This window comes from Thermobifida fusca NBRC 14071 = JCM 3263 (assembly GCF_001592045.1).
In the GTDB taxonomy this organism is placed as follows: Bacteria; Actinomycetota; Actinomycetes; order Streptosporangiales; family Streptosporangiaceae; genus Thermobifida; species Thermobifida fusca.
Genome location: NZ_BCWB01000002.1, coordinates 1 through 10,148, shown reverse-complemented (window position 1 = coordinate 10,148; position 10,148 = coordinate 1). Strand labels below are relative to the sequence as shown.

The 10,148-nt window shown below is 68.9% G+C and carries 10 protein-coding genes; 4 read left to right on the top strand and 6 right to left on the bottom strand.

Annotation, left to right across the window (positions count from 1 at the left end; translation table 11 throughout):
* The 4 genes from TF1_RS00310 to TF1_RS00295 all read left to right on the top strand — a co-directional run.
* Positions 1-974: iron-siderophore ABC transporter substrate-binding protein (locus tag TF1_RS00310; RefSeq protein WP_061783501.1), on the top strand; the 974-nt coding region annotated here is incomplete at its 5' end.
* 47 nt (positions 975-1,021) lie between these two features.
* On the top strand, positions 1,022-2,053 hold the full coding sequence (locus TF1_RS00305) for a FecCD family ABC transporter permease (RefSeq protein ID WP_011291923.1): 1,032 nt from the start codon (positions 1,022-1,024) through the stop codon (positions 2,051-2,053).
* Complete coding sequence (locus TF1_RS00300) at positions 2,050-3,090, top strand: FecCD family ABC transporter permease (protein WP_011291924.1); 1,041 nt, start codon at positions 2,050-2,052, stop codon at positions 3,088-3,090. The genes TF1_RS00305 and TF1_RS00300 overlap by 4 nt, the downstream gene beginning before the upstream one ends.
* Positions 3,087-3,986, top strand: a complete 900-nt coding sequence (locus tag TF1_RS00295; protein WP_016188674.1) for an ABC transporter ATP-binding protein — start codon at positions 3,087-3,089, stop codon at positions 3,984-3,986. The genes TF1_RS00300 and TF1_RS00295 overlap by 4 nt, the downstream gene beginning before the upstream one ends.
* Here TF1_RS00295 and TF1_RS00290 read toward each other — a convergent pair.
* The 6 genes from TF1_RS00290 to TF1_RS00265 form a co-directional block, all read right to left on the bottom strand.
* Positions 3,949-5,160 (bottom strand): SfnB family sulfur acquisition oxidoreductase, encoded by a 1,212-nt coding sequence (locus TF1_RS00290; protein ID WP_016188675.1) that lies wholly within the window; start codon positions 5,158-5,160, stop codon positions 3,949-3,951. The genes TF1_RS00295 and TF1_RS00290 overlap by 38 nt on opposite strands.
* Positions 5,161-5,268: 108 nt before the next feature.
* Positions 5,269-6,522, bottom strand: a complete 1,254-nt coding sequence (locus TF1_RS00285; protein WP_061783500.1) for an acyl-CoA dehydrogenase family protein — start codon at positions 6,520-6,522, stop codon at positions 5,269-5,271.
* 90 nt (positions 6,523-6,612) lie between these two features.
* The gene (gene sfnG, locus TF1_RS00280) at positions 6,613-7,770 is read right to left on the bottom strand and encodes a dimethylsulfone monooxygenase SfnG (RefSeq protein WP_061783499.1); all 1,158 of its coding nucleotides are present in this window, start codon (positions 7,768-7,770) and stop codon (positions 6,613-6,615) included.
* 129 nt (positions 7,771-7,899) lie between these two features.
* On the bottom strand, positions 7,900-8,424 hold the full coding sequence (locus TF1_RS00275) for a flavin reductase family protein (protein ID WP_011291929.1): 525 nt from the start codon (positions 8,422-8,424) through the stop codon (positions 7,900-7,902).
* Positions 8,425-8,461: 37 nt separating this feature from the next.
* Entirely contained in the window at positions 8,462-9,004 is a 543-nt protein-coding gene (locus tag TF1_RS00270; protein ID WP_011291930.1) for an NAD(P)H-dependent oxidoreductase, read from the bottom strand.
* Positions 9,005-9,024: 20 nt separating this feature from the next.
* Positions 9,025-10,148, bottom strand: a 1,124-nt coding sequence (locus TF1_RS00265) for an LLM class flavin-dependent oxidoreductase (protein WP_061783498.1), incomplete at its 5' end; no start/stop codon positions are given.

Genomic DNA, 10,148 nt, shown 5'->3' with positions numbered 1-10,148 from the left:
GCCTCGCCGCCTGCGGGGGATCGAGCACGGACGGTGGTGAGGACACCGCCCCCTCGGCTGACGGCGCCTTCCCGGTCCGTATCGAAAGCGCCCTCGGCGTTGCGGAGATCACCGAAAAACCCGAGCGGATCGTCACCCTGGGCCAAGGATCAGCCGAAACCGCGATCGCGCTCGGCACCGTCCCCGTGGGTATCGAAAGCTACGAGTGGGGCAGCGACGAGACCGGCTACCTGCCGTGGATTTACGAAGCCGTCACCGAAGCCGGCGAAGAACTCCCCGTCCAGTTCACCGGCGGCGAAGACATCGACTTCGAAACCATCATCGAACTGGAACCCGACGTCATCCTGGCCCCCTGGTCCGGAATCACCCAGGAGCAGTACGACATCCTCAACGACATCGCCCCCACCGTCGCCTACCCTGAACTGCCCTGGACCATTGAATGGGACCAGCAGATCGAGATCATCGGCCAAGCCCTCGGTCAGAGCGAGGAAGCCCAGGAACTGATCGACGACATCGAGCGGCAGTTCGACGAGGCCGCCGCCTCCCGCCCCGAATACGCCGAGCTCACCTTCTCCTACATCTACACTGACGGTCCCGGCACCCTCGGTGTCTTCATGCCCCACGAACAGCGCGTGGCCATGGTGAGCAAACTCGGCCTGCAGGTCGACCCCGTCGTGGAGACCCTGCCGGAAACCGAAGGCACCGCCTCCGCAGTCATCGGCCTGGAAAACGCCGACAAGCTGAAGGACAGCGACCTTATCTTCACCTTCTACACCGACGCGGAGACCCGCAAAGAAATCGAATCCCAGGAGCTGTACGCGTCCATCCCGGCAATCGAACGCGGATCGGTAGTGGTCAGCGAAGACACGTCCTTCGTCACCGCCTCCTCCATCATCAACCCGCTCACCGTGCCGTGGGTCCTGGACCGCTACCTTCCCCTGATCGACGAGGCCGTCGCTCAACTCGACCGCTAACCACCAGGGTGCGGCCCTGCTGGGGCCGCACCCTGCTCCCTGATCCCATGGCAAAGGCGATCGTGACCACCCCACCGGCGCCACTCCAGGCCAGCCCCGCCCGCACCACCCTGCTGCTCGGCGGCACCCTCCTCGCGCTCGCCGCAGCGGTCCTGCTCAGCCTCACCGTTGGCAGCAAACCCACCACTGTCGCGCAGGTGTGGGCGGCCGTGACCGGCACCGCCGACCCCTACACGACCACCGTGGTAGCAAGCCGCTACCCCCGCACCATCCTCGGCATCCTCGCTGGCGCTGCCCTCGCCGCAGCCGGACTGCTCCTGCAAGGCATCACCCGCAACCCCCTCGCCGACCCCGGCCTGCTCGGCGTCAACGCGGGCGCGATGGCAGCCGTCGTCACCGCGATCGCCCTGCTTGGCCCCACCTCCACCACGGCAACAGTCTGGTGGGCGCTTCCCGGCGCCCTGCTCGCCGGCCTCGTCGCCTACCTCCTCGGCGGCCGGGAAAGCACCGGCAGCACCGTCCGCCTCGTCCTCGCTGGAGCTGTGATCTCCGCCGTGCTCACCGCCTACGTGCAAGCCGTCGCGCTGAGCATGCCGCACGTCTTCGACAACTACCGCTACTGGGTGGTGGGCTCCCTGGCCGGCCGCGGCTTCGACGTGATCGCCTCCGTCCTGCCGTTCCTCACCGCCGGGGCACTCCTCGCCCTCCTGCTCTCCAGCAGTTTGAACACGTTGGCGCTCGGCGAAGAAACCGCCACCGCGCTGGGCGCCAACCCCTTCCTCATCCGGTCCGGCGGCCTGGCTGCCGCCACGCTGCTCGCCGCCGGAGCCACCGCCGCAACCGGACCGATCGCTTTCGTGGGCCTGGCGGTCCCGCACGTGGTACGCGCCCTCATCGGGGGCGACTTCCGCACCTGCATGCCCCTCGCCCTCCTCGCCGGACCCACCCTGCTGCTGCTCGCCGACGTCGTCGGCCGCTTCCTGCTGCGCCCCGCAGAACTCATGGTCGGCGTGGTCACCGCGTTCGTCGGCGCCCCCTTCCTCTTCCACGCTGTCCGCCGCATGCGGGGGCCGTCATGACCCGACCGTCCGCCCTGAACCTGCGTGTGGGCTCCGCGGTAGCGCTGCCCGTCCACCTGCGCTCCCTGCTGTGGGCGCTGCTGCTGGCGGCCGCCCTCCTCCTCACCGTCGTGGCCACCCTCTCCCTAGGAAAGCTGGGGATTCCCCTCACCGACGTGGCCGACGTGCTCACCGGCAACGCTTCCCCCGTCCACATGTTCGTCCTCCACCGGTTGAGCGGGCCGCGCGTGACCGTGGCCATCGGGGTTGGGGCTGCGCTCGGCATGGCGGGAGCCCTGTTCCAGTCCGTCACCCGCAACCCGCTCGGCAGCCCCGACGTCATCGGCGTGAACTGGGGGGCGAGCGCGGGAGCCGCCCTCGTCGCCCTAGCGTTCCCCGGCACCGTCCCCGTGCCGCTCGGCGCACTGCTGGGCGCAGTCGCCGCTGTGCTGACCGTGGCCACAGTGACCGGAACCGGGCTGCGACACCCCGGACGGCTCGTCGTCGCCGGGATCGGTGTTGCCGCCATGTCCGCGGCCTTCACCCAGTTCGTGGTCGCTGCCCTCGCCCGCGACCAGGCCAGTGTGCTCGCCGCCTACGTCAACGGCACCCTGTCGGCACGCTCCTGGGAGCACGCGGCGACAATCTGGCTGGTGGTTGCCCTCGCTGTTCCGCTACTCGCTGCCCTCGCCCAACCGGTAGCACTCACCGAGATGGGCGACGAGCTGGCCGACAGCCTTGGCGCGCGGGCTACGCGGACCCGCACCGCCGCAATCACCCTGTCTGTGGTCCTGGCAGCGGGCGCAGTGAGCGTGGCCGGACCGATCGCGTTCGTCTCTTTGACCGCACCGCAGATCGCCCGCCGCCTCACCCGGCTCGCTGGACCCAACCTCGTGGTTTCCGCGCTCGTCGGTGCACTCATCCTCGCACTGGCCGACCTTGCCGTGCAGCACTTCCCGTTCACCGACGGGCTTCCCGTCGGAATCGCCACCCTGGCCGTGGGCGGCATCTACCTGGGCTTCCTGCTGGTACGCGAGTGGCGGAGAGGAGCACTGTGAACCAGACCGCGACCAACGAAGAACCGTCCCCCGCGGCGGAGCAGGACTTTCCGCGGCGCGGACTGCGCGCCGAACACCTCACCCTCGGCTACGGAACCGCCCTCGTGGTGCGCGACCTCACCGTGGACATTGCCGAAGGCGAGTTCGTCGCGATCGTCGGCCCCAACGGCTGCGGCAAGTCCACCCTGCTCAAAGCCTTGGGTCGGGTCCTGCGTCCGCTGTCCGGCCGAGTACTGCTGCACGGCCGCGACATCCGCAAACAGCGATCCAAAGACGTGGCCCGGCAACTGGCGCTGCTGCCGCAGAACCCGGCTGTCCCCGAAGGGATCACCGTGCGCTCCCTCGCCGCGCGAGGCCGCTACCCCTACCACACGCTGCTGCGCCAGTGGAGCCCTGACGACGAGGCGGCCATCGACCAGGCCCTGGAACTCACCGGGCTAGCCGCGCACGCCAACAGCCTGGTGGAAACCCTGTCCGGCGGCCAGCGGCAGCGGGCATGGGTAGCAATGATCCTCGCGCAGAACACCGGGACCATCCTGCTGGACGAACCCACCACGTTCCTCGACATCGCCCACCAGTACGACCTGCTGGAACTCTTCGCCGACTTGAACCGGCAGGGCCGCACTGTGGTCGCGGTGCTCCACGACCTCGCGCAAGCAGCCCGGTTCGCCAGCCGCCTCATCGTCGTCAACGCGGGACGCATCGTCGCCGACGGCACCCCTAGTGACGTGCTCACCGCTGACCTCGTGCACCAGGTGTTCGGCCTCGCCTGCGACGTGATCGCCGACCCCCGCACGCACACCCCGCTCATCATCCCGCACGAACGGCACCCGGACCTGTGCCGGCAACCAGCCCAGATCAGATCTGACCGTGCCGCGGTGGACGCTGCCCGGTAAGCGCGAACCGGCCGAGATGCTGGATCTTCCACCGGATGGGATCGTGCAGGGTGTGGGTGCGCGCATCCCGCCAATATCGGTGCAGGTTGAGCGGATCCGCAGCGGACCGGGTGCCCGCCACCTCGAACAAGGCGTTGGCGACCGTGACCGCGGCCCGGCCGCCCGCCGCTTTTGCGGCCGCGACCGCAAGGGACGCCTCGGCCACGGTAGCGGCGGTCGGGTGGGCGTCGGCCGCATCCACTGCCGCCGCAGCACGCTCCAATAGGGCCTCGGCGGCCCGCACCTGGAGTTCCAGCTCCCCGAACTGCTGGACCACGAGGGGGTCGCCCGTCGCCGTGTCGCTTCCGCTCTCCACATAGGGCCGGCTCCGGGTCCGCACGAATTCTGCCGCCCGCTCTAGTGCGCCGCGAGCCAGGCCGATGTCGATCGCGGCATGCCCCAACTGGGCGAACGGTCCATAGGGGAAGGGGTGGGTAAACGAGCGGTAGTGCGGGACCACCCACGCGGCGGAGACGTCCACCCCGGTGAGGCGGACAGTGCCGCTGCCGGTGGTGCGCTGCCCCATGCCGTCCCAATCGTCGACCACCTCCACCCCGGGGGTGTCAGCGGGCACGAAGACCGCGTGCGGCTGGGGGTCCGCATGCCCGGAAACCGGCAGGAGAGCTGTCACTGCCAGCCACTGGGCGAACAGCGAACCGGTCGCGTAGTACTTGACCCCGGTGATCCGGTACCGGTCGGCCCCGGTCCGCTCCAGTGTGGTCCGCTGGTCGTGCGAATGCTTTCCGGTGCGCTCAGCCTGGGCGTTGCCGACCAGCGCCCCATTGAGCACGTCGGTGAACACTTTTTCTTGCAGTGTCGGGCTGCCGTTGCGGCGCAGTGAGTAAAGGAACGCGAAGTGGGGTTGGAGGATCTGCGCCACACTGAGGTCAACTGTTCCCACCAGGCGCATCACTTCGGCCACGGTTGCCGCCGCTACTTCCGCGCCGCCCCGCGAAGCGGGCACGGTGATTCCCAGCAGGCCGCTCGCGCGGATCTCCGCGAGCTCCGGCCACGGCAGTCTCCGTTCTGCGTCGCGCTGGTCGGCTTCGGCGGCCAGCCGCGGGACGAGAGCGTGGGCGGTCCGCAGCGCGTCACTGTCATCGGTGATGAGACGCGCAGTGACCGTGTCGGTCATCGGGGGTCCTCCTTGTGGTGTGCCAGACCGGGGTGTGCGACTGTCCGCTGGAGGGCCGCAGCGGAAGCGTCCGGCCTTAGAGCAGGCCGGACGCCGTACGGGAAAGGATCAGGTGTACCAGGTGGGTTCAGGGATCTCGTTGAGCAGCGTGTAGCGTCCCACTTCGCGCCGCTTGTAGGCCACTGGGTCGTGCAGGCTGTGAGTGCGCAGGTTGCGCCAGAACCGGTCGAGCCCCACCGACGATGCGGTGGCCCGCGCACCTGTGACTTCGAAGATGCGGGACGTGACCTCCAAGCCGACGTCGATAGCCCGCTGCTTGGCGGCCGCAACCCGGACCGCGATCTCGCCGCGCTGGCGTGCGGTCACGGCTTCCCGGTCGCCGTGGAGGATCTGGGAGAGCTGCGTGCCGACCTGGTCGGTGAGCGCCTCCACGGACCACAGCTTCGACTGCAGGTCCCCGTAGGCTTCGAGGATGTACCACTCGTCGACCGCGGACTCTTTGTTGTCCCTGCCGTAGGGCCACGGCCGGGTCGTGGACCGGGTGTAGGCGGCGGCGGTCTCCAGCGCCCCCTGGGCGATCCCCAGGTACAGGTTGGTGAACACGAGTTGGATGGCCGGCAGGTTCAGCGTGTTGTAGACGAGTGGGCGGAACTCCCGGTTGACGTAGCCTGCTGCGTCGTCCCAGGAGATGCGGACGTTGGTGATCCGGACGCTGCCGGATTCGGTGAGACGCTGGCCGATGTTGTCCCAGTCGTCTGCGAAGACGATCCCGTCCTGGGCGGAGGGGACGATCGCGAAAATGTGCTGGTCTGTTCCTTCCAGTACGCCTTCTAGCACGGTGAGGTCGGAGACCTTGCTTCCAGTGGAGAAGGTTTTGCGTCCGTTGAAGACGAGCGTGTCGCCGTCTTCGGTGATCACGAGGTCGTCGTCGCGGGGGTTGACTGCGCCACCGAAGAAGTACCGGTTGGTGGTGGCGAGCTCCTCGACTGCGGCGATCTGCTGCGGGGTGCCGAGGAACCGCACCGCCCACGACCACAGGTAGTGGTAGCCCAGCAGTTGCCCGATGGACCCGTCGGCCTTGGAGACTTCCCGGGTCACCCGGTAGGCGGTCTCCCAGGTCTGTCCGCCGCCCCCGTATTCGACCGGGCCGAGCAGGGTGACCAGGCCCGAGTCTTTGAGGAGTTGGACTTCGGCGTACGGGGTTTGGCCGGCGCGGTCGCGTTCCACAGCGTCGGCGGCGAGGATCGCGCCGACTTCGGCGGCCCGGGTGAGCCACTCGGCTGGGGTGCGCGGGGCTGGGCGGTCGTTCCAAGACCCGGCCGGGGAAGTTTCGGCGGGCCGTTCGGTCTGTTCCGTGCTCATGGTGCCTCCTCATCCGTGTGCGGAGAATCAGGACAGGTGTGCGGGGAGACCGGCCCCGGCGGGAGCGCCGGGGCCGGGGGACAGACCAGGTCAGGCGTGCTGGGCGGCGCGGACTGCTTCGGCGACGGGGGCGCCTTCAGCGAGGCGCTCGTCGACTTTCTGCTCCAGTTCGCGGATGATCGGCAGCACGGTGGCACCGAAGTTGGCGACGTCCTCGTGGTAGTGGAGGAATCCGAGGAGGAGCAGGTCCGCGCCGCGCGCCTTGTACTCCACGATGCGGCGTGCGATCTGCTCGGGGGTGCCGATCAGCCGGGTGCGGAAACCGTCGTTGTACTGCACGAGGTCGTCGAAGGTGGAGTCAGCCCACATGCCTTTGCCGTCGGCGGTGGACTTTCCGGCTTGGCGGACCGCGTCGCGGAAGTCGGCTACGGCCCGCCGGTCGGCTTTGGCGATGATCTCGCGCAGCACTTCGCGGGCTTCTGCTTCGGTGTCGCGGGCGATGACGAACCCGTTGAGGCCGAACCGGATCGTGCGTCCCGCCCGGGTGGCGTGGTCTCGGACCTCGGTCACCTGTTCGGTGAATCCTTCGAAGTCGGTGCCGTTGGAGAAGTACCAGTCGGCGTTGCGGCCAGCGGTTCCGCGGGCGGCCGTGGAGTTGCCGCCGAAGAAGATCTCAGGCAGTCCCCGGCCGGGCACGTCCAGCGGTTTGGGTTTGAGGTCGTAGCCGTGCAGCCGGTAGAAGTCGCCGACGAAGTCGCGTGGGCTGCCTTCCCACGCGGCGCGGAGGTAGCGGATGAACTCTTCGGTGCGCCGGTAGCGTTCGTCGTGCTCCAGCCAGAGTTCGCCGAGCGCGAGGAACTCGTTTTTCAGCCAGCCGCTGACCACGTTGATCGCGATCCGGCCGTGGGTGAGGTGGTCGGCGGTGGCGACCCACTTGGCGAGGACACCCGGGTGCCACAAGCCGGGGTGGACTGCTGCGATGACGCGCAGCCGCTCGGTGGCCAGGGCGAGGGCGAGACTGAAGCTCGTGGATTCGTGCTGGTGGTCGGCCCCGTAGCTGGCGATGTACCGCACTTGGGTGAGCGCGTAGTCGAAACCGTTGTTCTCGGCGAGGACCGCGAGTTCGCGGTTGTAGTCGTAGCTCCAGTCGGTGCGCTGCTCGATGGTGCTGGTGACGAGGCCGCCGCTGACGTTGGGGACCCAGTAGGCGAACTTCAGCGGTGCGGGCTGGGACGGCTGGTCGGTCACGGTGGTGTTCCTTTCCGGCTAGTGCTGGTGGAGGGCGGACGCAGAAACAAGTCTTTATTTCCTACTTGAAAAGTAGGTTATTGGCGGATGGGACGGTATTCCGCAGTCCTCCCAGGGAGACGCGGCCCTTTAGAACGGGGTGAATCCCCCGAACGATCCGCGGTGGTAGAGGAGCGGAGACCGGCGCGGATCATGGACTGTGCCGGCGACGACGCGGCCCACGACCAACCAGTGGTCCCCGATGAGGCGGGTCGCGGCCCGGGAGCACACCAGCCGCGCGGTCACCCCGTCCAAAGCAGGCACCCCGTCCCGGTCGCGGGACCAACGGGTCGGCGGAGCGAACCGGTCCACTCCTTTGGCGGCGAAACGGGTGGCCAGCTCGGTTTGGTCTGCACTGAGCAGGTGCACGCCGAAGAGGCTGGCCTGGCTCAGCCGAGGCCACGTGGACGACGTGGTGGCGACATAGAAGGACACGAGGGGCGGGTCGAGGCTGACGCTGGTGAAGGACGTGGCAGTCAAGCCGACGGGGTGGCCCGCCACGTCAGCCGTGACGATGACGACCCCGGCAGGGTGGTGGCGCAGGAGCTGGCGGAACTGGTCCGCGGCGATCGGAGGGCGCTGCGCCGGGCGCACAGCGGTATGGGAATTGCCCATCGAGACTCCTCGAAGTGCGGTCTGGCAGCGGCGACAGCTACACGGCTGTCCGACTGTGATGGCGTGCGCGGATGTGGGGGGCGACCTGAGCCGTCCAGGAAGCCACCACGGAGTCCAGCTCCGGGCTGGCTGATCCGTCCCGGGGCACGGTGTCGTGGAGGACAGCGAGTCCGGGCGACGGGACATGCGCGCCGAGCTCGACAAGCAGGGGGCGCAGGTGCACTTCGACGGCGAGAGTGTGCGCCGCAGAGCCCATGACGAGCAGCGGCAGGGCGGTCGCACCGGCAAGGGCACCACTAGGGAGCAAGTCCAGGAAGACCTTGAGTAGCCCGGTATAGGTCGCCTTGTAGGTCGGGCTCGCGACGACGAGCAGCTCGGCCCGGCTCACCTGCTCCAGTGCCGCAGCGACCTCGGCAGGCGGGCCGGGCAGCAGCAGCGACGGGGCCAGTGGGGCAAGCTCGACCAGTTCGGGGTCACCGGGGAGTCCGAGTGCGCCCGCTACGTGGCGGGCCGCGGTCAGCGCCGCAGTGGCGGTACGCGACTGCGGACGCGGATTCCCGACGAGGACAGTGATGGACACGGTGGTTTCTCCTCGGTTTCTTAGGAAGCGGGAGCCGACAGCCGCGGGCTGCCCACGAAAGGTACGTGCACGGGCGCGGCGTCAGTATCAGCGGCAGGGGGGCGCCACAGCCCACGCTGCCGCAGCAAGGGAAGCACGCCTTCACCGAACCAGTAGGCCTCTTCCAGGTGCGGGTAGCCGGAGAAGATGAACTCGGTGATGCCCAACCGGTGGTATTCCTCGATGCGGTCGGCCACCTCGGTGTGGCTGCCGACGAGCGCGGTTCCTGCCCCGCCGCGGGCCAGCCCAACCCCGGCCCACAGGTTGGGGGAGACCTCCAGACGCTCGCGGCTGCCGCCGTGGAGGGCGAGCATGCGGCGCTGGCCTTCGGATTCGCTGCGGACCAGCCCGGCTTGGACCTGCGCCACCGTGGCGGGGGAGAGGCGTTCCAGCAGGTGGTCGGCTGCACGCCACGCTTCAGCCGCGGTGTCGCGCGTGATGACATGCAGTCGGATCCCGTAGGTGAGGGTCCGTCCGGCCTGGGCGGCCAGTTCCCGGACCCGGCCGATCTTCTCTGCGACGGCAGAGGGAGGTTCGCCCCACGTCAGATAAGTGTCGACGTGGCGGGCCGCCACGCGGAGGGCGGCGGGGGAGGAGCCACCGAAGTAGAGGGGAGGCCGCTGCGGGGGCGGCTGGTGGAGTACCGCTTCCTCAACCGTGAGGTGCGCGCCGCGGAAGGTGACAGTGTCCCCCTCCCACAATCGGGTCACGATCTGGAGGAACTCGTCGGTGCGGGCGTAGCGCGCTTCCTTGTCGAGGAAGTCGCCGTAGCTGCGCTGCTCTGCGCTTTCTCCGCCGGTGACCACGTTGAGGAGCAGCCGACCGCCGCTCAGCCGCTGGTAGGTCGCTGCCATCTGCGCAGCCAAGGTGGGCGATACCAGTCCGGGGCGGAAAGCGACGAGGAATTTCAGTCGCTGCACCGCGCCGAGCACGATCGCCGTGGTGATCCACGCGTCCTCGCACCATGCTCCGGTCGGGGTGAGCACGCCTTCGAAGCCCAGGTCCTCAGCGGCGCGGGCGATCTGGGTGAGGTAGCCGGCTGAAGGGGGCCGCGAGCGCCAGGCGGAGGCATCTGCCGGGTCGCCGTCAGCGACGAGGCCGCGGC

Coding starts and splice junctions, on each gene's coding strand:
- TF1_RS00305 (WP_011291923.1), top strand. CDS start 1,022: ATGGCAAAGGCGATCGTGACCACCCCACCGGCGCCACTCCAGGCCAGC.
- TF1_RS00300 (WP_011291924.1), top strand. CDS start 2,050: ATGACCCGACCGTCCGCCCTGAACCTGCGTGTGGGCTCCGCGGTAGCG.
- TF1_RS00290 (WP_016188675.1), bottom strand. CDS start 5,160: ATGACCGACACGGTCACTGCGCGTCTCATCACCGATGACAGTGACGCG.
- TF1_RS00285 (WP_061783500.1), bottom strand. CDS start 6,522: ATGAGCACGGAACAGACCGAACGGCCCGCCGAAACTTCCCCGGCCGGG.
- TF1_RS00275 (WP_011291929.1), bottom strand. CDS start 8,424: ATGGGCAATTCCCATACCGCTGTGCGCCCGGCGCAGCGCCCTCCGATC.